This window comes from Cryobacterium sp. Hz9, from assembly GCF_004402825.1.
Lineage (GTDB): Bacteria > Actinomycetota > Actinomycetes > Actinomycetales > Microbacteriaceae > Cryobacterium > Cryobacterium gelidum.
Genome location: NZ_SOFC01000011.1, coordinates 195449 through 219982 on the forward strand (window position 1 = coordinate 195449; position 24534 = coordinate 219982).

At 65.0% G+C, this 24534-nt stretch carries 22 protein-coding genes and 1 pseudogene; 13 read left to right on the top strand and 10 right to left on the bottom strand.

Annotated elements, in window-relative coordinates:
- Positions 1–178: 178 nt before the first annotated feature.
- Positions 179–685, top strand: a complete 507-nt coding sequence (locus E3N85_RS05240) for a hypothetical protein (RefSeq protein WP_134460283.1) — start codon at positions 179–181, stop codon at positions 683–685.
- Between the two features lie 89 nt (positions 686–774).
- Here the strand turns inward: E3N85_RS05240 and E3N85_RS05245 are convergent, their stop codons facing one another.
- From E3N85_RS05245 to E3N85_RS17020, 3 genes are all read right to left on the bottom strand, one after another.
- Positions 775–1158 (bottom strand): PIN domain-containing protein, encoded by a 384-nt coding sequence (locus tag E3N85_RS05245; RefSeq protein ID WP_166783865.1) that lies wholly within the window; start codon positions 1156–1158, stop codon positions 775–777.
- 8 nt (positions 1159–1166) lie between these two features.
- Complete coding sequence (locus tag E3N85_RS05250; RefSeq protein ID WP_104198208.1) at positions 1167–1421, bottom strand: AbrB/MazE/SpoVT family DNA-binding domain-containing protein; 255 nt, start codon at positions 1419–1421, stop codon at positions 1167–1169.
- 241 nt (positions 1422–1662) lie between these two features.
- Positions 1663–2526: an enolase C-terminal domain-like protein gene (locus E3N85_RS17020; protein WP_304990926.1), complete on the bottom strand. Its 864-nt coding sequence runs from the start codon at positions 2524–2526 to the stop codon at positions 1663–1665.
- A gap of 155 nt (positions 2527–2681) precedes the next feature.
- Here E3N85_RS17020 and E3N85_RS05260 point away from each other — a divergent pair, with 155 nt between their 5' ends.
- From E3N85_RS05260 to E3N85_RS05275, 4 genes are all read left to right on the top strand, one after another.
- The gene (locus E3N85_RS05260) at positions 2682–3479 is read left to right on the top strand and encodes a hypothetical protein (protein WP_134460288.1); all 798 of its coding nucleotides are present in this window, start codon (positions 2682–2684) and stop codon (positions 3477–3479) included.
- Positions 3480–3580: 101 nt separating this feature from the next.
- Positions 3581–4204, top strand: a complete 624-nt coding sequence (locus tag E3N85_RS05265) for a LysE family translocator (protein WP_134460291.1) — start codon at positions 3581–3583, stop codon at positions 4202–4204.
- 241 nt (positions 4205–4445) lie between these two features.
- A complete protein-coding gene (locus tag E3N85_RS05270) occupies positions 4446–4961 on the top strand; it encodes a hypothetical protein (RefSeq protein WP_241978313.1) in 516 nt (171 codons plus the stop codon).
- Positions 4958–5452 carry a DNA alkylation repair protein gene (locus E3N85_RS05275; RefSeq protein ID WP_134460294.1) on the top strand — a complete coding sequence of 165 codons (495 nt, stop codon included), beginning with the start codon at positions 4958–4960 and terminating at the stop codon, positions 5450–5452. Before E3N85_RS05270 ends, E3N85_RS05275 begins: the two co-directional genes overlap by 4 nt.
- Before the next feature lie 119 nt (positions 5453–5571).
- Here E3N85_RS05275 and E3N85_RS05280 read toward each other — a convergent pair whose 3' ends face one another.
- On the bottom strand, positions 5572–6714 hold the full coding sequence (locus E3N85_RS05280) for an MFS transporter (RefSeq protein ID WP_166783866.1): 1143 nt from the start codon (positions 6712–6714) through the stop codon (positions 5572–5574).
- 41 nt (positions 6715–6755) lie between these two features.
- The gene (locus tag E3N85_RS16915) at positions 6756–6878 is read right to left on the bottom strand and encodes a hypothetical protein (RefSeq protein WP_255453859.1); all 123 of its coding nucleotides are present in this window, start codon (positions 6876–6878) and stop codon (positions 6756–6758) included.
- A 336-nt stretch (positions 6879–7214) separates the two neighbouring features.
- Here E3N85_RS16915 and E3N85_RS05290 point away from each other — a divergent pair, with 336 nt between their 5' ends.
- On the top strand, positions 7215–8192 hold the full coding sequence (locus E3N85_RS05290; protein WP_134460300.1) for an NAD(P)H-quinone oxidoreductase: 978 nt from the start codon (positions 7215–7217) through the stop codon (positions 8190–8192).
- A 63-nt stretch (positions 8193–8255) separates the two neighbouring features.
- Here E3N85_RS05290 and E3N85_RS05295 read toward each other — a convergent pair whose 3' ends face one another.
- Positions 8256–9917, bottom strand: a complete 1662-nt coding sequence (locus E3N85_RS05295) for a GGDEF domain-containing protein (RefSeq protein WP_134460303.1) — start codon at positions 9915–9917, stop codon at positions 8256–8258.
- Positions 9918–10360: 443 nt separating this feature from the next.
- Entirely contained in the window at positions 10361–11122 is a 762-nt protein-coding gene (locus tag E3N85_RS05300) for an IclR family transcriptional regulator (RefSeq protein WP_134460306.1), read from the bottom strand.
- A 192-nt stretch (positions 11123–11314) separates the two neighbouring features.
- Between E3N85_RS05300 and E3N85_RS05305 the strand changes: the two genes are divergently transcribed.
- The 5 genes and pseudogenes from E3N85_RS05305 (at position 11315) to E3N85_RS05325 (ending at position 19628) form a co-directional block, all read left to right on the top strand.
- Complete coding sequence (locus E3N85_RS05305) at positions 11315–12103, top strand: hydroxypyruvate isomerase family protein (RefSeq protein ID WP_134460309.1); 789 nt, start codon at positions 11315–11317, stop codon at positions 12101–12103.
- A gap of 43 nt (positions 12104–12146) precedes the next feature.
- Positions 12147–13031 carry a 2-hydroxy-3-oxopropionate reductase gene (locus E3N85_RS05310; RefSeq protein WP_134460772.1) on the top strand — a complete coding sequence of 295 codons (885 nt, stop codon included), beginning with the start codon at positions 12147–12149 and terminating at the stop codon, positions 13029–13031.
- A 31-nt stretch (positions 13032–13062) separates the two neighbouring features.
- Positions 13063–14841 carry a glyoxylate carboligase gene (gene gcl / locus E3N85_RS05315; RefSeq protein WP_134460312.1) on the top strand — a complete coding sequence of 593 codons (1779 nt, stop codon included), beginning with the start codon at positions 13063–13065 and terminating at the stop codon, positions 14839–14841.
- Between the two features lie 89 nt (positions 14842–14930).
- Positions 14931–17820: pseudogene (locus E3N85_RS05320) on the top strand (FAD-binding and (Fe-S)-binding domain-containing protein).
- 53 nt (positions 17821–17873) lie between these two features.
- Positions 17874–19628 carry an L-lactate permease gene (locus E3N85_RS05325; protein ID WP_134460315.1) on the top strand — a complete coding sequence of 585 codons (1755 nt, stop codon included), beginning with the start codon at positions 17874–17876 and terminating at the stop codon, positions 19626–19628.
- A gap of 22 nt (positions 19629–19650) precedes the next feature.
- Here the strand turns inward: E3N85_RS05325 and E3N85_RS05330 are convergent, their stop codons facing one another.
- Complete coding sequence (locus tag E3N85_RS05330; RefSeq protein ID WP_134460318.1) at positions 19651–21495, bottom strand: GGDEF domain-containing protein; 1845 nt, start codon at positions 21493–21495, stop codon at positions 19651–19653.
- A gap of 364 nt (positions 21496–21859) precedes the next feature.
- On the opposite strand from E3N85_RS05330, the gene E3N85_RS05335 reads away from it, so the two are divergent.
- The gene (locus E3N85_RS05335; RefSeq protein WP_134460321.1) at positions 21860–22522 is read left to right on the top strand and encodes a hypothetical protein; all 663 of its coding nucleotides are present in this window, start codon (positions 21860–21862) and stop codon (positions 22520–22522) included.
- A gap of 111 nt (positions 22523–22633) precedes the next feature.
- Here E3N85_RS05335 and E3N85_RS05340 read toward each other — a convergent pair whose 3' ends face one another.
- Positions 22634–23494, bottom strand: coding sequence for a nuclease-related domain-containing protein (locus E3N85_RS05340; RefSeq protein WP_166783867.1), 861 nt, complete (start codon positions 23492–23494; stop codon positions 22634–22636).
- A gap of 257 nt (positions 23495–23751) precedes the next feature.
- Here E3N85_RS05340 and E3N85_RS05345 point away from each other — a divergent pair, with 257 nt between their 5' ends.
- A complete protein-coding gene (locus E3N85_RS05345) occupies positions 23752–23961 on the top strand; it encodes a hypothetical protein (RefSeq protein WP_134460327.1) in 210 nt (69 codons plus the stop codon).
- A gap of 58 nt (positions 23962–24019) precedes the next feature.
- On the opposite strand, the gene E3N85_RS05350 is transcribed toward E3N85_RS05345, so the two are convergent.
- Positions 24020–24493, bottom strand: coding sequence for a heme-degrading domain-containing protein (locus tag E3N85_RS05350; protein WP_134460331.1), 474 nt, complete (start codon positions 24491–24493; stop codon positions 24020–24022).
- Positions 24494–24534 lie beyond the last annotated feature (41 nt).

Consider the following 24534-nt stretch of genomic DNA (forward strand, 5'->3'; position numbering starts at 1 on the left):
CGATGGTTTAGAGCCAATCTAGCGGGCATGGCGTCGCTACCAGGCTCCGAAGATGAAAGATGCAATTCAGTGGTTGGTTCCACCGGTGCGGAAAGCGCTCGCGGGCAGGATGAGGTTTCTTGGGCTGCGCAGGGCCAGGGTGGAGGACTTCTGGCAGTTTGCTCTCGGAGACCTGCGCATGAACAATGCCCGTGGATACCTGGCCGAGTATCTCGTGGGCACTGCACTCGGCATCCAAGAGCTGCAGCGCATTGAATGGGATTCCTATGATCTGCTGTTCGGTGAGATCACCATCGAAGTCAAGTCATTGGCTTACCTGCAGCTATGGGATCAAAAGGAGCTCAGCACGCTGAACTTCACCGGGTTACAGGGAATACGGTCGAATCCCCGAGCACCGGATGGCGGCCGCGATCCTCTCGGTCGGCGGCTGAACGCCATGGTCTACGTGTTCTGCGTGCAGACCGCGACCTCGCACGATGTCTACGACCAGCTGAATGTGGCCCAATGGGATTTCTACGTGGTGTCACGCTGCGATTTGGCCTCGACCAATCAGAACAGCCTCGGAATCGCGCGCGTGAAATCATTGTCAGGCGGCGCGACCGCCTGGGATGAGCTGAAGGCGGCGGTCACGGCTGCAGCGGTTGGTCAGGAGCGGGATGATGACGGGGATTGGTGGGGCGCGTAGGCCTATCGGCGACCAGCAGCGGCGTCGACGCGGGGAACGGGCGGTTCGGATGGGTAGGGGCCGTCCTGAGCCAGCCTGTTTCGGACACTTTAGCCCGTCGCCAGCAGGCGAGCATCCGTTTGGCTGGCCAGTTTGCGGTCAAATGTATACAGCGGTTGATTGGACGTCATCTCTGCCGCCGTGACGAGATAGCAGTCTTCGAAGGACAATTTGGGATGGGCGACATACAGGGTCAGCGCGCGATCAAACAGTGAAGCGTTGGCGACGATCTGCGGCAGATTCACGAGGCCATGAATAGCTTCTCGCTGCTGCTCTCGATTCAACCCGTAGGCGCGGCCCAACACGAAGACTGTCTCGACAAGTGCGATGTCCGATACGAAAAACGTGCCGCCCGTCTGAAGCAGGACCACAGCGGCGTCATGTTGCTCGGGTACATCGTTGAGTAGCAATCGGAGAACGACATTTGCATCCAAGGATGCGCTCAATTTGCGCGCTCGCCGTTCCGATGTTCTTGGTAATAGGCGTCGACGTCTGTCACGGGCTCGATGATGGTCGCGTAGCTAGAAATTAGCGCGCTGAGCGCTTCGATGCCTGCAACCGGTGCAATATTCATCGTGCCGGTCTTTTCGTCGATCGAAATTTCAAATCGATCACCCTGCTCAAGTCGCAGGGCCTTACGCACGGCCGCGGGAAGCGTTAGCTGCCCCTTGCTGCTCAGCGTGACGACGGTTTTCATGACTTACAGTATATGACGCGTAAGTCGATAGGGCTATGGTCTGTCGTGCAGGTGTGGGTAAGAGCGAGTGTACTCGCGTCTCAGCTGCGTCCATCTTCGACAGCACGGCATCGCCGTCGCTGACGCGCACCCGGTGCCACCCAGCGCGCGTGCCTGACCATCAGCGATCTCGGAATGAGCCAGCCGGTCGTTGTCGGGTCCCCGCGCGGATCGCCGAGCAAACTTCCGCCCGACCGGCTCCCTACAACGCGAGCGCGGGCTCCCCCAGCTGACGCATGACCGCGTAAAGGTCGGCTTTTCCCTCGAAGCCGATCCCGGGCAGGTTTGGCATCGTGATGAAGCCGTTCACAACCTCCGATCCATCGGGAAAACCGCCGAACGGCTGGAACAGGTCTGGATAGCTCTCGTTTCCACCGAGGCCGAGGCCGGCAGCGATGTTGAGTGACATCTGGTGGCCACCTTGTGGGATGCATCGCGAGCGGGACCATCCGTTCTGCTCGAGCATATTGAGAGTGCGCAGGTACTCCACGAGGCCGTAGCTGAGCGCGCAGTCGAACTGCAGCCAGTCCGTCTCGGGCCGCAGGCCCCCGTAACGAATCAAGTTACGGGCGTCTTGCATCGAAAATAGGTTCTCGCCGGTGGCGATGGGCTTATCGTATGCGGCAGCAACGGCAGCCTGCGCCGCAAAATCCAGGGGGTCTACGGGCTCTTCGGACCAGAACAGGTCGTACTGCGACAAAGCCCGGGCGTATTCCACGCCGGCGCTCTGGTGACTGCTCGGACCCTCGAAAATGGGCCGCCCCGACGCGGAGGGCGGACGCCCGGTTTGACCTGCCGGTTCCAGCCACTGGCCTATGTACGGGTATGGCATCTTCGTGTAGCGGCGACCTTTGTTAGCGACGGAGGTTCCGTTGTTGCCGTAGGCGCGGCATCCGGTGTAGGTGTCGACGCTATGGACGGCGGGCGCAACGTACGGTTCAACATAGGGAGCGACGTACGGTGAACGTACCCGGGTTGGTGCGGTTGTCGGCTGACAGGGTACGTCGAGCGCGACGCCACGGCCAGTTCTGCTGCCGCAACCGATGCATCCGCTGTAGTACTGCATCGACGCGCACCTGCAATGCGCTGCCGCGTGCACCTGTCTCTCTGGCTGCCCGCTCTGCACCGCGGCGCTCAGTACCGGATAGCTGGATGGCTGGGAGGCTTTGCTCAGGCGCGCTAGGCACAATAGAAGACCCCGTCCAAACCGAAAGGCCCCCAATGAGCAACCTCCAGCGCATTCTGCGCATGGCATCGAAGGCACTCGAGCAAAAAGGGCAGCCGTCTTCAGGCGGGTCAGGCAAGACGGACTGGCGCGAGATGGTGCGCACCGCAGCCGACAAGGTCACCGGAGACAGCAGGCCCCCGGCGAACAACGTGCAACGAAATAACGCTCCCATTTCTGGTTCGAACTCGTCGTCGGCAGTGAGCGCGGAAGACCGCGCGGCCATCGCCCGCTACGACTACCTGCTGCAGACCGCAGAGCCCCAGCAGCTCGAACAGGTGCACCGCGACGCGTTCGCGCGCCTCACGCCGGCGCAACGCGACGAGGTCGACGCCCAGCTGCGCACCGAGTTGCCCGCCAACGAATACCCGGCATCGACCAGCCCCGAGGACCTGGCCCGGTCGGCCACCCGCGGTGAAGCTCAGAAGCCCGGCCTGCTGAAGAAATTGTTTGCCCGGCCGTCCGGCCGAGGAGCCGGCGGCGCGCTTGCCGGAGCGGGTGTCGCCGCCCTCGGGCTCGGTGCTGGCGGGCTACTCGCCGCCGTCGCCGGTGGCGCAGTGCTCAGCAATGTGGCCGGCCCCCTTCTGGAACAGGCGGCGGGACTGGGCGTCGATTTTGAGGGCCTCGCCGGCGGACTCGAGGGCGTCACCGGTGGTCTCGAGGGAGTCACCCAGGGCGTCGCCGACGGCGCGGGCGAGTACGCGACCGGCCTCGGCGAGCAGGTATCCGATCTGGGGTCGAACTTCGAGATCCCCGGTCTCTCTGCGCTTGGCAACCTGTTCGGCCGCGAGTAGGCAGCACCACCGACACAGGCGTCCTCGCTGGGCGACTTGCGAGGACGTAGACCGGAGTCTGTCGTGCCATCGCAACGATGGCGCCCGCGCTACGCTAACGTGTGCAACTTTCCCTCTGGCTGGCCCTTGCGGGCGCCGGCGTACTGATCAGCTTCACCCCAGGCGCCGGCGCGATCAACACCATGAACAACTCGCTGACCAGTGGATTTCGTCGCTCGATCTGGGGAATCCTCGGGCAGCAGGCTGCGCTCATCGTGCACATCATCGTGGTGGCACTCGGCGTTGGAGTGCTCGTCGCCGGTTCACCCGTGCTGTTCAACGTCATTCGCTATGCCGGGGCTGCTTACCTGGTGTTTCTGGGCATCCGTTTGTTTGTGCAGAAGCCCGACTCCAAGCAGGACCCGACCATGCCACTGACCAGGGAGCCAGCCAGGTCGATGTTTCGCCGCGGCTTCTGGGTGAACCTGCTCAACCCCAAGGCACTCGTCTTCTTTCTCGCGTTCATGCCGCAATTCATTCGGCCGGAGCAGCCGTTGCTCCCCCAATACCTGGTGCTCACCGTCACCGTCGTGCTGATCGACGTCGTCGTGATGTGGTTCTTCTTCGCGGTCGCGGCGAAATCGTTCCAGCGCTTCACGAACACCGCCCGCGGGCAACTCATTCTCAACCGCACGTTCGGCGTACTCTTCGTGAGCGTCGCCCTGCTGCTGGCGCTGGTGCACTGAGTCGCTAGAGTCCCTGCTGCGGGGCTCAGCGGATGCTCTCGGTGTCTGTGGTGGGCCACGCTGGCACGACAACTCAACTGATGCGCGCCAGTTCCTCGGACAGCTCGCGGAGCGCGCGCCACGTTTGGGTGAGCAGTCGCGAATCGCGTGGTCTCGCGTACGCAGGTCGAACGGCGACGGGAACGATCGGTGTGACGGCATCCACTTCGGAGTAGGCGCGGTCGGTCGGTACGCTGGCGAGATGAGGAAGACCGAAACACGACAACCGCGCCGCGCCGTCCGGTCGGCGGCCGTGGGCTTCATCGTCATTGCGGCCTACGCGATCACCGGGGTCCTGCAGATACTGGTGTGGAATCCGCTGGCGGCGGTGCCGGGCGCGACGCTCGGGCAAATTCGCGAGAATATGACCCTCGCGAATGAACCGCTTGTCGCGGACGGCGTCGTCATCTGGGCGGCGATAGGAATGGTGCTCGCCGCCGTGGTTCTCGTGGTGACGATCGTGCGACGCAGGAGTGCGGTCGGGCCGGTTGTCGCGGCCTATCTCGTTCTGCTCGTGTTCGCGGCTCCCGGGCACATTTTTGTGGCTTTCGGGCCCGGCATGTCGATCGCCGACACGTTCATGATTTCGGGCGGGGATCACGCCCCGTGGGGTGTCGTGCTGTACCTGGTCAGTGCCGCCGCCCTGCTCGCCTTGATCGTGCTGATCATTAGCGCCGCGCGCGCGGCTGCCGCCACCCGAGGCAGAATAGGTGGATGAGCGACGCCGGTGACTTCGTGGACCGCACGCTGCAGTACGAAGCAACCTGGGAGCGGGCGGCTGAGGCGCAAGCCCGGTTCGGGAACGAGCTCGAGTTCTACGGCGCATCGGTGGGCGCCGTGCGGGGAACCATCCGCGACCTGGCCCGCCGGCATAAGAACATGAGCCACGACGAGGTGACCGCGCTGAGCTCCGAGCTGTGGAACGTGCCGGTGTTCGAGCGCCGCCTCGCCGCGATCGTGCTGCTGCAATCGAACGTGACCCGGCTCGACAACACCGACCTCACCCGCATTGAGGGGTTTCTGCGCGGAGCGGGGCTGCCAGAGCTCGCGGATCCGCTCACCTTCACCGTGGTGCTGCCCCTCATGCAGGCGCTGACCGGCGCGAATCGTGCCCGAGCGGATGCGTCCCTGTTGCGGTGGTCCGGCGACGGTGACCCGTGGCTGCGCCGCGCGGCCCACGGCGTCAACGCAAAAATCGCTCGCGCGTGACTGCCAATATCGAGGGGAAGTCCTTATCGGGGTTGAGGTTTGCCGAGGTCGGTGAGAACGTCCCGGAACGGCAGGGTCATGATGATGCCAGGGGTTTTACTGAGGCTGGCGAATCGCCCCTAGCTGACGGGCACAGCGGGCGGCGTCTTTCGGGCGAGCACGAACGCGATGTACCCGGCTACGATCTGCACCGCGCCGACGATGATCCACAACGTCGTCTGCGGTAGGGCCGCGTAGAGCAGTCCGAAGGCGAGCGGGCCGGCGCCGCTGCCGACATAGGTACCGATCTGTACGATGCCGGTCGCGCTCGGGGTGGCCGGACCCGCCAACCGGGACACCACGAAGTGCGTGAGCCCTGGCCAGCCCCAGCCGATACCGAGGGCCAGCAGCATGCCCGCCACGAACGTCCACTGGGTGTCCACCGCCATTAGCAATACTCCGGCACCGCCGATAAACATCATGGCGGCCACGGTGGCGAGCGCGAACGTGCTGTTGGCCCGGTCGGCGATTCGGCCGACGACAACGCGCACGAGGACGCTGAGCAGCCCGGCGACGCTCAATAGAATGCCGGCCCCGGCCAACGGCAGCCCGCGCTCAATGCCCGTGATCACCGCATACGCAGTCACGGCGCCGGTGGCAGCCGCCGAGAGCGTGGTGACGCTGGCCATCAGCAGCAGGTATTTCATCAGCGGCGGGGTCAGCGGCATATGGGATCCGCCGAGCCGGGGACGCGCAAGCTCCCCCCGCGGCACAGACCACCAGAACAGGCCCCCCACGGCGAGCGCGAACAGGCCGGCCAGTCCGAACCCCCAATGCCACCCCAGTGTGAGCGCGAGCGCCGGCACCGCCAGCCCGGCCAGGAACGCGGCGAACGGGATCGCCGACTGCTTGATCCCGAACGCCGTCGCAAGCATTCCTCGCCGCACCCTCAGGTTGATCAGCTGATTCGCAGCCGGATGACTGATGCCGTTGCACACCCCGCCGACCGCGGACCACACCAGCAGCCAGGCCCAGGACGGCACCAGAAAAGCCGATCCAATCAGGCTCAGCGCGCCGACCGCCACCCCGAACAACGTTGTGGAACGAATTCCCAACCAGGACACTACGCGCCCGGCGAGCACTGACATCATCGCGGCGGCGGCCCAGTAACTGGCCACGGCTGCGCCCAGCACCCACTGCGGTGCGGGGACATCACCTTGAATCTGCACGAACAAAGCTCCGAGCAAGAACACCGGCAGGCCGCCCGTGATGGTGGCACCCATTGCGAGAACCACCGCGCGAGTGCCCGACTGGCGCCGGAACATCAATTGCGCACGAGCGCCCGCGTGTCGGCGCTGCGAGAACGGATGCTCGCCCCCACCTGACTGTGCAGCGGGGTGCCATTCGCTGAATCGACCGCGTCGGCGGGCACCGCATTTAACCACATTCTTCCATCGTAGGCCGGAGGACAGCATCGTCCAGGCCACACGACCGGCGAGGTCGGCGCATCCGATGAATGATCCACGCGCAGCCCTGGCACGGTGCACGGGGCAGAATAGTCGGATGAGCGACGCCGGCGACTTCGTGGATCGCACGCTGCAGTACGAGGCCACCTGGGAGCGGGCGGCCGAGGCGCCGGCCCTACACTCTTCAGTTCTATGGCGCCTCGGTCGGGGCTGTGCGGGGAACCAACGTTGACGATTAGGGGTGCGCACGAGCGCAGTGGGGTACTGGGCGGTCGGTATGCCCTAGGTCCTCAGTTGCTCGCGCGTAGGCTGCGGGTATGCGCGCAATCATCGTGAACTCTCCCGGCGGGCCAGAGGCCCTCACCGTGACGACCGTGCCCGACCTCGTCGTCGGGGCCCATGACATCCGTGTGGAGGTGGCTGCGGCGGGCGTGAACCGAGCGGATATCATGCAGCGGCAGGGCCACTACCCCTCTCCCGCCGACGCACCCCAGTGGTCGGGGCTCGAAGTCTCCGGGGTGGTGACCGAGCTGGGCGACGACGTGACCCGGTTTGGCATCGGCGACCGGGTCTGCGCGCTGCTCGCTGGCGGCGGATACGCCACCGAAGCCGTGGTGCACGAAGACCTGGCACTGCTGGTGCCGCTGTCGATGGACCTCATCGATGCCGCAGCCCTGCCGGAGGCCCTGGCCACCGTGTGGTCGAACGTGTTCATGAGCGCCGAACTCGCGCCCGGCGAGACCCTGCTCGTGCACGGCGGTAGTAGCGGAATCGGCACGACCGCCATCCAGCTTGCCCGGCTCATGGATGCCCACGTAGCCGTGACCGCCGGGTCGACCGAGAAACTTGCCGCCTGTCACAGCCTGGGGGCTCAGGTTCTGATCAACTATCGGGAGCAAGACTTCGTCGCTGAGATCACCGCCGCCACCGACGGGCGAGGCGCCGACGTCATCCTCGACATCATGGGCGGCTCCTACGCGGCGCGCAATATCGAAGCCGTCGCGGTGAACGGGCGCATTATGGTGCTCGGCAACCAGAGCGGCGAACCGGCCACGTTCGACCCGTTTCGCCTCATGCAAAAGCGCGCCCGCTACTGGGGCACCACCCTGCGCGCACGGTCGCACGCCGAAAAGGTCGCCATCATGCGGTCGCTCGAAGCGGCAGTGTGGCCGTGGATCACGTCGGGCGAATTTCGACCGGTCATCGACGGCCGATTCTCGTTTGCGAATGCAGCGGATGCGCACCGGCGGCTGGAATCGTCCGCTCACGTGGGTAAGGTCGTGCTCGTGCCCTGACCTGCGCGGCCTTTGGGCAGAGGAGCAAACGTCGTCTGCGCCGGCGCGGCACGGCCGATGCGGCTAGGTAATCACTGCAATGTCGATACCGGCCGCATGAACGCGATCCCGCCCTCTGCGCTTGGCCTCGTAGAGGGCGGCATCCGCTCGAGACAGCCAGGCCGATACGGTTTCGTGGGGTTCCAGTGCCGCGACCCCCGCGCTCACCGTGCAGGCCAGCCCCGGTGCAAGGCTTTGCCATTCATAGTCGCGCACGGAGGCCACCAGCCGCTCGCAGGCCGCCGTCGCGTCGGCCAGGCTCGTGTCAGCGAAGACGAGCAAGAACTCCTCACCGCCCACCCGCACCGCGAGGTCGGTGCTGCGGGTGATCGCGCGCAGCATCGAGGCCAGGGCCGTCAGTACCTGGTCACCCGTCGCGTGACCGTGGTGGTCGTTCACTGTCTTGAAGTGGTCGAAATCGATCATGGCCGCGCACAGCGGTTGCGTACCTTTTTGGGCGAGTCCCATCATCCACGGGAGTTCTCGGTCGAGCGCGCGGCGATTCGACAGGCGGGTGAGCGGATCGGTGTTTGCCTGGTCGTCGAGTTCCTCGGCGCGGAGGCGTTCCACCCGCACTTCCAGTTGCGACTTCTCCACCTCGTGGCGCGCCTGTTCGATCTCGAGGGTGTTGATCAGCATCTGAGCCTGCAGCCCGGCCGTCTGCATGGTCATGCGCCGGGTCACGGCGTGCCACCGCTCGTAATGCGCGAGAGCCCGGTCGAACCGACCACCGGCCTTGTGCATCTCGAAGAGCGACCGATGGAGCTTGGCAAGCAATGCCGGTTCGTCGTCGACGTCGGGGTCGGCGAGCTGGGCTTCCATCATGGCGGTGGCTTCGTCGAAGCAGCCGTCAGCCCGCACCAGCTCGGCGAGCTGGGAATCGATGTCGATCTCGAGGCTGCGGTAGCCGTGCACCCTGCATAATTCTTTGCCCTGTCGGCCATGCTCGCGGGCCTCGTCGTGCTGCCCCAACCCGATCAGCATGCTCACCAGGTTCGTTCGCGCGATCGCCTCGTGGAAGGGGTTCCCCTGCCGCTGGGCAAGACCCACCGCCTCTCGGGTGAGCGCCAGCCCGTCGCTGAAGGGTTGCGATGCATCCTCATCGCGGTCAAGAGTCGCCCGCGCCATGGTGAGATAGGTGTCGCCCAGATTGTTCAGAGCCACAAAACTTGTCTCTGGGTCGTGCAGCGTCGCGGCGAGCGCCAACGCCTGCTTGCCCAGCTCGACCGAACGCACGGCGTCACCCATCGCTCCGTGAACCAGCGATGAGCGACTCAGTGCCCAGAATTCCGCTGCCGGGTTTCCGCACGCTCGAGCCGCTTCGATTGCGCCCAGCACGTGGTGCAGCGCGGTCTCATTCAGAGCGATGTCCGAGAAGGCCAGCGCCAGCGTGCAGTGCACGTTCGACTGTGCCAGCAGGTCGCCATTTGCCGTGAAATACTCCAGGGCTAGAAGACCCTGCTCGACCGACGCCTGGTAGTCGCCCAAGCGAAGCCGGTGCAAGGTGAGGAGCTCCCGCGCACTCGCCTGCTGGAGCAGAGTTGCGCCGTTGTCGGCCAGAACACTCTCGGCCTGCTTCGCGCCCAGGCGATGCTGCCCGCCCTCGGCCGCCAGCCGGCTGTGCGCGAGCAGCTCTTCAATGCTCAGCGGAACGACTTGGCTCATATCAGCGTCGGTTTCCGGCATGTCCAACCCCCCGGCTGTCTGTGATTCGTGAGTCGATTAGCGGTTCGCGTCGGCGCGTCCCCCGCAAAGAAAAATCCCTATATTTTTCGGCTATTGCTTCAACTTAAGCATGAAAAATTCGCGGCGAGGGAGATATAACGCGTCTAGCCCTCCTATTGGGGATAGCTCGCTCGACCCTTGATGCCGTGTCACACCCCACGCGTATCGGCGAGCATGCGCCCGACCATCCAGGACTTTTCCGGCGGGCACGAAACCCTCATGCGGGACCCCGTGGCCGACCTCGAGGTCGGCCACGGGATATGGATGGTGACCGTTGCCGCCGTGAACCGATTGCTCGCCCACCGGTGCGCCCCGGTAACCAAGGTTTGGCATGTCTGGCGTGGTGACCAAATCAGGCAGGGACGCGGGTGAAAACGTCGCGCATCAAGATCTCCTGAGGCTACCTAGGCCGCTGGGTTCAGGTCCCGGGAAATAGACTGAGCGGCGGCGCGCAGCGCGGGAATGGCACGCTGCGCAAACGCCTCGTCGACCCGGGATACCGGCCCGGAGACGCTGATAGCGGTGGGCGTCGGCGCATCCGGAACTCCCATAGCAAAGCAGCGCACACCGATTTCCTGCTCACCGTCGTCGACGGAGTAGCCTCGTTCCCGGATCCTGGCCAGATCGGCCAGCAGATCATCCACCGTGCCGATGCTCATGGTCGTGGGCGTCGGCATGCCAACCCTGGCCACAATAGCGCGCACGGCGTCATCGCCCAGCTGCGCCAGAATCGCCTTGCCGACCCCGGTGGCATGAGTGTGCGCGCGTCGGCCGACCTCCGTGAACATGCGCATAGAGTGCTTGGACGGAGCCTGGGCGATGTACAGCGCCATGTCGGCGTCAAGAACGGCCATGTTCGCCGTCTCCCCGAGCTGGTCGACCAGCGACCGAAGTTGCGCGCCGGCGAGGGCGCCGAGCTGCTTGCTGGCTGCCGCTCCGAGGCGAATGAGTCCGGGGCCCAGGGCATACCGCCGATTGGCGAGCTGGCGGATGTACCCCTTGGCCATCAGTGTGCGCAGCAGTCGATGAATGGTCGGCAGCGGCAGGTCAGTGGAGGCGGCGAGTTCGCTCAGCATCACCTCTCCACCAGCAGCCGTGATCAGTTCCAGAAGTTCAAAAACCCGCTCCACCGACTGCACACCGCTACCAGCCGCACGTTCCGCCATCTCCGAGCCTCCAGACCGTGGGTGACAACAAATATCTGCAGTGCGGAAATCGTCGCCGGGTTCCCCAGAGTACACAGCGGTTGACGTGGGGCCGCACCGACCATATTCTTTTCGTAGAGCAGAACCTTTATTCCACAATGCGAAATCATCTGGAATGAAACCGCTCATTTGTCGACTCGAGCAAGGAAGCCCATGCCGTACACCGTGAATTGCTCCATCCTGCTGACCGAGCTGCCGATGCTCCAGCGCCCGGCCGCTGCCAAGGCCGCCGGATTCGACGCGGTCGAGTTCTGGTGGCCCTTTGCCGCCGCCGTTCCCACCGACACGGAGATTGCCGACTTTGAGAACGCGATCACGGACGCCGACGTTCGACTGACCGGTTTGAACTTTGCTGCCGGGGATATGCCGGCCGGGGACCGGGGTCTGGTCTCCTGGCCCGCGCGTTCCAACGAGTTTCGCGACAACCTGGCGGTCACGGCTGGTATCGGCGAGCGCCTCGGCTGCTTGTCCTTCAATGCTCTCTACGGAAACCGCATCGACGGCGTCACCGCCGAGGAACAAGACGACCTCGCTGTCGAAAACCTCTCCCTCGCCGCGCAAGCCGTTGCCCCGATCGGTGGCACCGTGCTTCTGGAGCCGGTGAGCGGCGCACCGAGGTATCCCCTGCGAACGGCGGCCGACGTGCTGGCTGTAATCAACCGGGTGAGCGCCCAGAGCGGCGACACGAACATCAAACTGCTCGCCGACTTGTACCACCTCGCCGTCAACGGCGACGACGTCGAAGCCGTGATCGCCGAGCTCGCACACCAATTTGGCCACATCCAGATTGCCGACGCACCGGGCCGCGGCGAACCAGGAACGGGCACGCTTCCGATTCGCGAGTGGCTCGCGCGCAGTCACGATCTCGGCTACCAGGGCGCCATCGGTCTTGAGTACAAGACGGCCGCAGCAAACCCGTTCGCCTGGCTCGAAGCCGTGTAACCGAACAGGCCCATCCACCACCCGTCAGAAAAGGACAATGAAAATGATCAATGTTGCCGTCATCGGCCTGGGAATCATGGGCCTTCCCATGGCGATCAATCTCGTCAAGGCCGGTCACAACGTCATCGGCTTCAACCGAAGTCCGGCACGGATCGATCAGTTGGTTGCCGCGGGCGGTATCGGTGCGGCCAACATCGCCGAAGCCGTGCGGGATGCCCATGTCGTGATCACGATGCTGCCCGACTCGCCCGATGTCGAAGACGTCGTCGGCGGCCCGGACGGCGTCTTCGCCAACACTCCGGCCGGCGCCTCGTGGATTGACACCAGCACCATCCGTCCCGACGTCACCGTTCGCCTCGCCAACGCCGCACGGGACGCCGGGCTCAAGGCCGTCGACGCCCCCGTTTCCGGTGGCGAGGCCGGCGCGATCGAGGGCACCCTGTCAATCATGGTCGGCGGGGACGCCGCCGACGTTGAGGCCGTTCGCGGCGTGCTGGACGCGGTGGGCAGCATCGTCGTCCACGTCGGTCCGGCCGGGTCCGGCCAAACGGTCAAAGCCGCCAACCAGCTCATCGTCGCCGGCACCATCCAGCTCGTCGCCGAGGCGCTGGTATTTCTAGAAGCACACTCGGTTGACACCGCGGCCGCCGTCAAGGTGTTGGCTGGCGGACTAGCCGGCAATCGCATCCTGGATCGCAAAGCCGCCTCGATGGTGGCGCGCCGCTTCGAACCGGGTTTCCGGGTCGACCTGCACCATAAGGACCTGGGCATCGTCACCGCCGCCGCCCGCGCCGCCGGCGTCTCCATTCCGCTGGGTGCGATGGTGGCCCAGCTGATGGGCGCCCTGCGCGCCGAAGGCCACGGTTCGCTCGATCACTCGGCTCTGCTGTTGCTGGTCGAGCAGATGTCCGGCCGCTCGCACACCTGAACACCAACGATTCAGCTCCAAGGAGAACCACATGTCTAAAATGCGTGCAGTCGACGTCGCCGTCGCCATCCTCGAGAAAGAGGGAGCCACCCAGACCTTCGGCGTGCCGGGCGCCGCCATCAACCCGTTCTACTCGGCCATGCGCGCCCACGGCGGCATCGACCACATCCTGGCCCGCCACGTAGAGGGCGCGTCGCACATGGCCGAGGGATTCACCCGCACCAAAGCCGGCAACATCGGCGTGTGCATCGGCACTTCCGGGCCGGCCGGCACGGACATGATGACCGGGCTCTACTCCGCATGGGCCGACTCCACGGCCATCCTCTGCATCACCGGCCAGGCGCCGGTGAGCAAGCTGCACAAGGAAGACTTCCAGGGCGTCGATATCGCCTCGATCGCGGCCCCCGTCACCAAGATGGCCGTCACCGTGCTCGAGGCCGGGCAGGTTCCCGGCGTCTTCCAGAAGGCGTTCTATCTGATGCGCTCCGGCCGCCCTGGCCCGGTGCTGATCGACCTGCCGATCGATGTGCAGCTCACTGAAATCGAGTTCGACATCGACACCTATGAGCCACTGGCGTTAGCCAGGCCCGAAGCATCGGTTGCCCAGCTCGAGAAAGCACTCTCCATGCTGCTGCTCGCGAAGCGCCCGGTGATCATCGCCGGCGGCGGCGTGATCAACGCGGATGCCTCAAAGCAGCTGGTGCAGCTCGCCGAGGTGTTGAATATTCCGGTGATTCCAACGCTGATGGGCTGGGGCAGCATTCCCGACGACCACCGGCTCGCGGCCGGCATGGTGGGACTGATGACCTCGCACCGTTACGGCAACGCGACCATGCTCGAATCGGATTTCGTACTCGGCATCGGCAACCGCTGGGCGAACCGGCACACTGGCGGCCTCGACACGTACACGAAGGGCCGTACGTTCATTCATATTGACATCGAGCCCACCCAGATCGGGCGTATCTTCTCGCCAGACTTCGGCATCGTCTCCGATGCCGGGGCTGCGCTTCGCGGTCTGGTCGAGCTCGCACGGGATCGCCAGGCCCAAGGCGGACTACCCGATTGGGAGAGCTGGGTCGAGAGCTGCGTGCACCGCAAGAACACGATGCAGCGCAAGACACACTTCGACAGCGTGCCGATGAAGCCGCAACGCGTGTACGAGGAGATGAATCGGGCATTCGGCACAGAGACCCGATATGTGACCACGATCGGGCTCTCGCAGATCGCGGGGGCACAGTTCCTGAACGTGTTCCACCCGCGGCACTGGATCAATTGCGGCCAGGCCGGTCCCCTCGGCTGGACGCTGCCCGCCGCCCTCGGCGTAGCGGTGGCCGATCCGACGAAGACGGTCGTGGGGCTTAGCGGCGACTACGACTTTCAGTTCATGATCGAAGAACTGGCGGTGGGGGCCCAATTCCACATCCCGTACCTCCATGTCGTCGTGAACAACTCCTATCTCGGCCTGATCCGGCAGGCGCAGCGCCGATTCGATATGGATTATCAGGTGTCGCTCGCGTTCGAGAACATCAACTCGCCCGAGCTCGAGGGCTACGGCGTCGACCATCTCAAGGTGGCCGAGGGCCTCGGCTGCAAGGCCATCCGGGTGCGCGAAGCCGACGATCTGCAGGCAGCGTTCGCACAGGCCCAGGCCTGGATGGCCGAGTTCCGGGTTCCCGTGGTCGTTGAGGTCATCCTCGAGCGGGTCACGAATATCTCGATGGCCGCCGCCGAGATCGACGCCGTGATCGAGTTCGAGGACCTGGCCGAGACAGCAGCCGATGTGCCCACCTCGCTCTCCTTCAGCGTCTGACCCGCCTCAATGACGTAGTGCACGTGCAATTCACGAACAAGGGAGTTTTTGTGAGTACAACAACCGTTAGCGCCCAGACCGGCAGTACCGTGTTCGGTGCGCTCCGCGCGGCCGTGGCCGATCCGGCCCGGGTGAAGACCCGCGCCCTCGACCTGTACGCCAACGCCCACGATGCCTCGCACTTCCTGCTTATCCCGCAGGCGGTCGTGGTAGCCACAGACGCTGCGGAGGTCGGCGCACTCCTGCGCGCAGCTGCCGCGCAGGGCGTGCACCTCACGTTCCGGTCGGGAGGCACCAGCCTGAGCGGGCAGGCCATCACCGACGGGGTACTGGTCGATGTGCGTCGCAACTTCGAGAACATCGAGGTGCTCGACGAGGGCCTCCGGGTGCGGGTGCAGCCGGGCGCCACTGTGCGTGCCGTCAACACCCGGCTGGCCCGGTACGGCCGTAAGTTCGGGCCCGACCCGGCCAGCGAGTCCGCCGCAACCATCGGCGGCGTCGTGGCGAACAATTCCTCCGGAATGGCGTGCGGCACCGTCGATAACACCTACCAGACCCTCGAATCGGTCATCGTGGTGCTGCCCAGCGGCACCGTCGTCGACACCGGGGCTGCGGATGCCGATGATCATCTCCTCAGACGGGAACCGGTTTTGTACAACGGCCTGCTCGAACTGGCGCGACGCACCCGAAGCAACGCGGCATCCGTCGCCACCATTCGGCAGCAGTTCTCGATGAAGAACACCATGGGCTACGGCGTGAACTCCCTTCTGGACTTCGACCGGCCGGTAGACATGCTCGCGCACCTGATTGTGGGCAGCGAGGGCACGCTGGGCTTCGTGGCCGAGGTGGTTTTTCGTACCGTGCCCAAGCTGCCGCACGTGACAACAGCGCTGCTCGTGTTTTCCGGCCTCGAGGCCGCCACGGCCGCGCTGCCCGCCCTCGTGGCGACCGGCGCGGCCACCCTGGAACTCATGGACGCGCTATCGCTGACTGTGGGGCAGCAGATGCCCGGCGCCCCGGCCATCGTGCTCGACCTCGTTATCCACGAGCACGCCGCCCTCCTCGTGGAGTACCACGCCGAGTCATCCGAGAAACTGGCACAGATGCTCGAGACCGGCCTGCAGACCGTCCATACGCTGGACCTCACCCTGCCAGCCGATTTCACGACCGATGCGGGCATCCGCGGCCAGCTGTGGTACCTGCGCAAGGGGATCATCCCCGCCGTGGGCGGTACCCGGCCGCAGGGCACGAACGCGCTGCTCGAAGACATCGTGGTTCCGGTGCCGGCCCTCGCCCGCACCTGTATGGAACTGATTCGGCTGTTCGCCAAGTACGAGTATGAGAACTCCATGATTTTTGGTCATGCCAAAGACGGCAACGTGCACTTCATGCTCACCGACGATTTCGGCAGCCCCACCGGGCTGGAACGGTTCAGCCGGTTCACCGAAGACCTCGTCGACCTCGTGCTCGGCGAGGGCGGTTCGCTCAAGGCCGAGCACGGCACCGGACGTGTGATGGCACCCTATGTGCAACGCCAATACGGCGACGAACTCTACGACGTGATGCGGCGCATCAAGGTATTGTTCGACCCGGCCGGCCTGCTCAACCCGGGCGTGCTCATCAATGATGACCCGAACGCGCACCTCAAGGATCTCAAGGCCATCCCTGCAGTGGCGAAAGAAGTAGACCGCTGCACCGAGTGCGGCTGGTGCGAACCGGTGTGCCCGAGCCGAAACGTGACGCTCACACCCCGGCAGCGCATCGTATCGCTACGTGCAATCGAACAGGCCCGGCTCGATGGCAATCTCGCCCTCGTGGCCGAGCTGGAGAAAGACTACGACTACGACGCCGTGCAGACCTGCGCCGCCGACGGCATGTGCCAGACAGCCTGCCCGGTGACGATCAACACCGGCGACCTCATGAAACGCCTGCGCCGGGACGACGCCAACCCGGTCGAGCAGGCAATCTGGAATGTTGCCGCGAAGAACTGGAGCGCCGTGACCCGGAGTGCTGGCGTTGCCCTGAATGTGGTGCGCAGAGTACCCGTCGGCGTCATCCTGGCGCCCAACAGGCTTGCGCGCGCCGTGCTCGGCACAGACGCAGTGCCCCTCTACTCCCCGGAACTGCCCGGTGGCGGCGCCAGCCGCAAACGTCCGGCAGTGACTGGTGCCGCGCGTCCCGCCATCGAACTCCAAGAAAGCGAAGCCAGCCATGCGTAATCCAGCGTCTGAAACCACCCGACAGCGTGCCCTGCCAGCGGATGCGCCGCAGGCCGTCTATTTTCCCGCTTGCGTGCAAACGATGTTCGGCCCGGCCACCACTGGAACTCCCGGGGTGCAGGTTGGCTTCGAGCAGTTGTGCGAACGCGCCGGCATCACTCTTTTCGTTCCGACCGGAATCGATGCGCTGTGCTGCGGCACACCATGGTCGTCCAAGGGCATGGTCGACGGGCTCGCCACCATGAGCCGAAAGACCCTCGCCGCCCTGCGCACCGCTACCGGCGAGGGCGAACTGCCCGTCATCTGTGATGCCTCCTCCTGTACAGAGGGCCTTCGCCACATCATCGATGGCGACACCAGCGCGCGGCCCTTGACCATCATCGACGCGGTCGAGTTCGCAGCCACCCACATCCTGCCGAGCCTGCCGGGGTATCAGAAAATCGAATCTCTCGCGCTGCACCCCACCTGCTCCTCCACCCGGATGGGCATCAATCCGGCCCTCGACACCATCGCCGACGCCATCGCCGAACACGTCGAAATCCCCGAGAATTGGGGGTGCTGCGCGTTCGCCGGCGACCGAGGAATGCTCCATCCCGAACTCACCGCATCCGCCACCCGCGCCCAAGCCGCGGACGTCGTCGCCATGGGCGCCACCGCACACGCCTCCTGCAACCGCACCTGCGAACTCGGAATGACGCGTGCCACCGGCAAACCGTATCGCCACGTGCTCGAGATCCTGGAAGAGGTGACGCGACCGTAATGAGCTAACGCTCCAACACGCACCACCACACTCGAAAACAAAGGAGTTTTTTCGTGAAATCCGTCGATGCACCATTTCAGCAAATCATCGATCCGATAGCTGGATCACTGGTCCTTTCGGCCATCTGCGCCGCACTGCCCCTCATCCTCTTGTTCGTGCTCTTGGGCGTTTTCAAGGTCAAGGCGCACAAGGCCGCCCTGGCCAGCCTGCTCTTGTCCGTTGTGCTTGCCCTGCTCGGCTGGCAGATGCCAGTCGGCCAGACATTCAGCGCCGTCGGAGCAGGAGCCGTCTACGGAATGATCCCGATCCTGTGGATCCTCATCAACGCCCTGTGGATCTTCAAGCTGACCGTCGCGACCCCCTGGTTCGAGGTGCTCGGGCGCACCATCCGTTCCATTAGTGATGACATGCGGATTCTGTCGATCCTGATCGCTTTCTGCTTTGGCGCCCTGCTCGAGGCACTGGCCGGTTTCGGTGCACCGGTGGCCATTACCGCAGCCATGCTCCTGGCCGCCGGTATGAAACCGCTCAAATCGGCGATGGTGGCGCTACTTGCCAACACTGCCCCGGTAGCTTTCGGATCGGTGGCGGCGCCGATCATCGCCCTCAGCGGCGTCACTGGGCTCCCCATTCATGACCTCGCGTCGATGATCGGTCGGCAGACCCCGTTCATGGCCCTGCTGGTACCGCTCGTGTTGGTCTTCATCGTCGACGGCAAGCGCGGCGTGAAGCAGACCTGGCCGGTGGCGGTAGTCGCCGGCGTTGTCTTCGCGGTGGCGCAGTTTTTCGCCTCCAATTTCCTTGCCGTCGAACTGGTGGACGTGATCGCCGCTCTCGCGACCATCGCTGCCGTACTGGTCATGTTGCGGTTCTGGCAGCCGTGCGAAACCATCGGATTGTCGACGGCAGCGGCCAATGCACCCTCGGATGACGTGCGGGTGCGCACCGGCGCTGTCGGTAACGACGGTGGGCTCAAGGTTCGGGCCGGGGCGTCCGCTGCCGCCTCTTCCTTGGTTGTGGCAACATCGCCGATCGACGCCGCGCCGGTGAAAACGACGCGTCCCGAACCTCGGCAGGTATGGACGGCCATCGCCCCCTACCTGATCATCATCGTGATCTTCTCGATTGCGCAAGTCCCGATAGTCAAGGCGTGGCTGACCGCTTTCGGCAGCGTGACGTTCCAGTGGCCGGGACTGGATGTGACCGACCCAGAGGGCAATCCGGTTGTCGCGCAGCTCTTCAAACTGGACCATCTCAAGGCAGCCGGCACATCCGTGCTGATCTCCGGTGCGGTCCTGATGGCCCTGTACAAGATCACCCCCCGCCAAGGACTGCAGATCTACCGGGAAACCCTGATGCAGCTGCGCTGGACCATCGTCACCGTCACCGCAGTGCTCGCCCTGTCGTTCGTGATGAATCTGTCCGGACAGGCCAGCACGCTGGGCGTCGCCCTCGCCTCCACCGGCGGCTTCTTCGCCGTGCTCTCCCCGCTACTGGGGTGGATCGGTGTGGCCTTGACCGGCTCCGACACCTCGTCCAACTCCCTGTTCGGGCAGCTGCAGGTCTCTGCTGCCAACTCGACTGGCCTCTCACCGGTCTTGATGGCTGCGGCGAATTCCTCAGCCGGGGTGCTGGGCAAGATGCTCTCGCTGCAAAATCTTGCAGTGGCCGCGGCCGCCGTCGGACTCGCCGGGGCGGAGAGCACGCTCCTACGCAAGCTCATTGGTTGGAGTCTGGGCCTGCTCGTGCTGATGACCCTCCTGATCTGGCTCCAATCCACCCCCGTGCTCGGCTGGATGGTGCCCTGACGGCGGCGCTCGCGGCGGCGAGCTAGGGAATCGCCACCGCGACGGGTTTGGCCACGTGAACGCGGTCCCGCCCGCTGTGCTTGGCCTCGTAGAGAGCGGCATCCGCTCGGGCCAGCCAGGCCGAGACAGGTTCGTTTGGCTCGAGTGCCGCCACCCCCGCGCTCACGGTGCAGGCCAGCCCCGGAGCGAGGCTCCCCCAGTCGTAGCCGCGCACGGAGGTCAAAAGCCGTTCGCAGGCCGCCGTCGCTTCGGCCAGGCTGGTTTCAGCGAAGACGAGCAGGAATTCCTCGCCACCCACCCGCACCGCGAGGTCGGTGCCGCGGGTGACCGTGCGCAGCATCGAGCCCATCACCGTGAGAACTCGATCACCCGTCGCGTGACCGTGGACGTCATTCACCTGCTTGAAGTGATCGAAATCAATCATGGCGGCGCAAAGCGGTCGCGTGCCTTTCTCGGCATGGCCCATCAACCACGGCAATTCACGGTCGAGTGCGCGACGATTCAACAGGTGGGTGAGTGGATCGGTGTTTGCCTGGTCGTCGAGTTCCTCGGCCCGGAGGCGTTCCACTCCCACTTCCAGTTGGGATTTCTCGACCTCGTGGCGCGCCTGTTCGATTTCGATGGTGTTGATCAGCATCTGAGCCTGCAGCCCGGCTGTCTGTACGGTCATGAGCAGTGTCACGGCGTGCAACTGCTCATGGTGCGCCAGCGCCTGCGCGAAGCGCCCGCCCGCCTTGTGCATCTCATACAGTGACCGGTGCAGCTTGGCGAGCAGCGCCGGTTCGTCATCGACGTCGGGATTGACGAGCTGGGCTTCCATCATGGCGGTGGCTTCGTCGAAGCAGCCGGAAGCCCGCACCAGCTCCGCGAGCTGGGCGTCGATGTCGATCTCGAGGCTGCGGTAGCCGTGCACCGTGCTGAGTACCTTGCCCTGCCGACCTTGCTCCCGAGCCTCGTCGTGCCGCCCGAGCCCGATCAGCAGGCTCACGAGGTTGGTGCGCGCAATCGCCTCCTGAAAGGGATTTTGCTGCTGCTGCGCCAGACCAAGCGCCTCGCGCAGGAGAACCAGCCCGTCAGTGAAGGGTTGCGAGGCGTCTTCGTCGCGGGAGAGCATGGCGCGAGCCATGGTCAGATAGGTGTCGCCGAGGTTGTTCAGCGCCGTGAAACTCGTCTCCGGGTCGTGCAGGGCTTCGGCGAGTACCAGAGCCTGCTTGCCCAGGTCTACCGAACGCACGGCGTCGCCCATGGCCCCGTGCACCAGCGACGAGCGGCTCAGCGCCCAGAATTCCGCCGTCGGGTTGGCGCACGCGCGTGCCGCCTCGACCGCGCCGAGCACGTGGTGGAGTGCTGTCTCATTGAGGGCGGTGTCGGAGAACGCCAGCGCAAGCGTGCAGTGCACCTTCGACTGGGCCAGCCGGTCGCCACTTGCCGTGTAGTACTCCAACGCCAGAAGGCCCTGCTTGACCGATGCCTGATAGTCGCCCAGCCGCAGGCGATGCACCATGAGCAACTCCCGGGCACGTGCCATTTGGCCGGGAGTCGCCTCGGGGCGGGTCAGCACCTCCTCGGCCTGGTCCGCGCCGAGTCGATGCTCCCCCTGCGCACGTGCTCGTTTACTGCTCGCGAGGAGGTCGTCGAGGCTCATCGAAAGCTCTCCTGCGACAGCAGTGTCATTAAGGATCATGGTGCAGCCCCCAGCAGTCTGCGGCTCATCTAGAACCGGGTAGCGGCCCGCGCGCACGCAAACCGCCTCTGAGCCATTTCTGCTCATAGGGCAAGCATAGGGATGAACCAGCCCGAACAGGTTCCCCCGACTAACCCCGTACGGGTCATCGGCGGTTGTTTTCGCGAAGGGCCAGCCCAGCACTGGTCTGCACCGACCGGTTTCCGGCGGTGATCAGCCATCCAGGACGCCTCCTCTGTCGTCGTCGTTCTGCCCCTCACACCGCTGCAGGCCGGCGAAAGCTTCGCCACCGATCCGAACGAGTCAGCACTCGCCGGGCCGGAATTTCGGGCGCACGTGACAGTTGAGCAACAGGGACGAGTGCAGTCGGGCGACGAACTCAGACTGATCCAGGTTGCCCTCGTGGACATGGCGCCCGGAATGGCGACGAGCGGCAGCACGTACTCGCGACGCTCGACCGTGACGCTTTCCGGGCATCGACCCCTGATTACGATATGTGTCCGTAAGCCTGGCTCGGCGCCGCTCCGGCGGCGAGTACGCTCGAATCGTGTTGTCTCGCGATCTGATTCGTCTGTACCCCGAGCTTTACCATGTGGCGGCCGACGGCAGTTGGCCCGCCATCGAGCGGCATGGGCTGCTCAGCCCGTCCGCGCTCGTGACCCGCTGGGGCGTCAAGCAGGGGGCCCCGCAAGCGGCCATTCTGGCTAAGCGGCGAGGCGAGTCGCGCGTGCTGGAGCATGCGGAATTCGGCACCGCGGTCATCCGTCATCAGAAGGCCATTCATGAGCCATCGCTCGACGACGCCCTCGACGATATGACACTCGCCGAGTGGTACGCAGCCCTGAACGAGCGAGTATTCTTTCACCTGCAGCCGCGACTTCTGCGTGACCTGCTGACCGCCCGCTCCTATCGGGATGACGCCCACACCGTAATCACCCTGAGCACCAGAAGCCTGGTCGCCGCCCACGAAGACGAGATAGAGCTCAGCGCGATCAACTCCGGCTTCGCGCAGCGGCACAGCAGGGAGCCACGCGGGCGGGACACCTTCGTGTCGATCGCACACTTTCACCACCCGACCCGGTCACACGCGGTGACCAAGGGGCAGGACATCGCCGAACTCGCCATCCCGGGCGGCGTGCGCGACCTGCGCGACCACGTGGTGCGCGTCGAGCGGATGCGCGAGGGCACAGTTCTCGAGCGCCTCGCCTGACACCTCGGCGGGTCAGCGGGCGGCGTGCGCGACCTGCGCGACCACGTGGTGCGCGTCGAGCGGATGCGCGAGGGCACAGTTCTCGAGCGCCTCGCCTGACGCCTCGGCGGGTCAGCGGGCGGCGAGGTACTCGGCGACGAGGGGCGACATCGCCCCGAAGAGCACTGCCACGGTCGCCGCCAGAACCGTGAATGTGGTGCGTCGGGTGCGAGCATCTGCTACCTGCTGTTCCAGCGCGGTGAACCGTGCGTTCAGGTGCGCCGGAGCGAGTGGCTGGCCCGCGGCAAGCCAGGTTGATGGATCGTCGATGATCGCGGCGAGCGCGGCCTGCTGCTGCGGGCTGAACACTTGCTCTCGCCCCACGAGCCATCGGCGCAGACGGGGCGAGTCGATGACCGTCACCGCGTCAGGTTTGCCGGCAAGCAGAATTTTGTGCGTTTTGACCAGCACAATCACGGGTTGAACCACGGTCGTCGCCGGCATCGCTGCGGCCAGCAGCGCGGTGATCTGGGCCGATTCGAACCGGGCATCCCGCAGGTACGGGAAAGCGTGATCGCCGATCGGAATCGAGCGCGGCGCGCCGAACAGGTCGCGATCCCAGCGGGTCCGTGAATTGATAGCGAAGATGCCACCCGGGCCCAGCACGAGATGGTCGACCCAGAACGCCGTGTTGCGAATGGGCAGGGAATGGTAGACGCTGTAGCCGGTTGGCAGTCGCGCGAGAATGTCGCCGACAATCCTCTCGGCCTGTGCTGCGCGCAACCAACTGAGCTCGTTTGCGTCGAGCGGCGAGGCACCGAGGGTGCGCGCGAGCCGGGATCGCGGCGGCCGATCACCGTACTGACGGAGCAGTTCCTCGACGACGGATTGCCCAGCGAAGCGACCGGGGACAGCGGGTGTTTCCGGCGTCGTAAGCGGGGCAGGCTCGCGATCGCGAGCATGCCCCCCTGCGCCAAGAATTGTAAAAGCCATGTTCACTTGCCTCACCCACGGATTCGTATCAACCATTATGGTGGCATCGACACCTGACAATTCTGCGTGAACGACCTGCCGTGTTGCAGCATTGGCTGGCAAATCCTTGGTAATTCACAGAAGCGCTGCGCGGGCGACGTGCGAGCTGAGCGGAGCATCCGCTGTCACTGCAGGGCGTCGGCCCCGAATGCCGCCTCCCCCAGTACGCAGGGCAACGTCGGCTAGCCTGAAAGCCTCCCCACCGATTGGAATTGCACGTGAAACACCTGACCTTCAACGTTTGCGCGATCGCGGGACTCGGTTTCAGCGGCCTAGCCGTGCTTCTGCTGCTGGCCAATCTCGTCTCGGGCAACGAGTTCGTCAACGCGATCCTGCCAGCGGCCGTTGTCTCCCTCGTGGTCGGCGGCGCGTTCTCGGTGCGCGCCCGCCTGCTCTCGGCCAAGGGCCACGGGCCCGCCAAACGCTGATCGCAGGACGCTGAGCGCAGAACGCTGGCCGCAGAACGCAAAGCGACGCGTCGCACGGTCACGCAGACGCCAGGTGCGCCCCCAATGCCTCGACGACGAGGGCATGGTCGTCGAGCTGCGGCAGACCGGAGACACCGACCATTCCCACGATCGACCCACGAACGAACAGCGGAAACGCTCCCCCGTGCGCCGCGAACCGGGTCAGGTCGAGCCGGGAATCAACGTCGAAGTCGACGCCGCGGCTGCGAAATTCCACGCCGACGGCGAGCGAGGAGTGCCCGTAGCGGCGTACGACGGCGAACTTGCGCTCCAGCCAGCCGTCATTATCAGCGGATGCTCCCGCCAGGCCAGCATGAAACACCCGCTGGTCACCCAGCATGATCGCGATCGCAACCGGCAACGTCTGCTCAGCGGCGAGCGTGCGCAACCGGGTTCCGAGCATCCAGGCGTCGTCGTGGCTGAACGCGTCGAACTGCAGGGTACGTTCCTGCTCGAGCAGGGTCTGCAGGTGGGCGAGGTCGTCGGTGTGCATCGATGTCCAATCCGGGGCGTCGTTGCCGCCGTGGTTATAAG